At 69.0% G+C, this 394-nt stretch carries 1 protein-coding gene; it reads left to right on the top strand.

Annotated features, from left to right (window positions below; translation table 11 throughout):
• Positions 1-394: RHS repeat domain-containing protein (locus GVL52_RS30045; protein WP_160012804.1), on the top strand; the 394-nt coding region annotated here is incomplete at both ends.

Raw genomic sequence — 394 nt, 5'->3', positions numbered from 1 at the left:
GAGACAGATCTGGACGTACGCCTACAACGCGGCGGGCCAGATGGTGCAGGAGATCTCGCCGCAGGTGATGCTCGCCGATCTGCCGTCCTGGAGCCAGACGGGCCAGATGACGCAAGCGATGGCAAGCGTCGTCACCCGCATGGAGTACGACGCCATGGGCCACCTCACCGCGCGCACCGAGGCCACAGGCCGCAGCGAGCAGCGCACCACGCGCTACGAATACGACGCGCTGGGCCGGCAGGTGAAGACCATCTTCCCGCCCGTGGGCGTCTACCAGGACGAAGGCGCGAACCTGATCGCCAATGGCCGGATCGGGTCGGGCTCGCGCTCCGAGCAGACGGTGGAGACCAGCAGCGAGACGCGCTACGACACGCTGGGCCGCGCCGTGGCCGGC

Source organism: Rhizobium sp. 18055 (assembly GCF_902706285.1).
Lineage (GTDB): Bacteria > Pseudomonadota > Alphaproteobacteria > Rhizobiales > Rhizobiaceae > Rhizobium.
The sequence above is the reverse complement of the archived record's forward strand: the minus strand, read 5'-3'. Positions and strand labels throughout refer to the sequence as shown.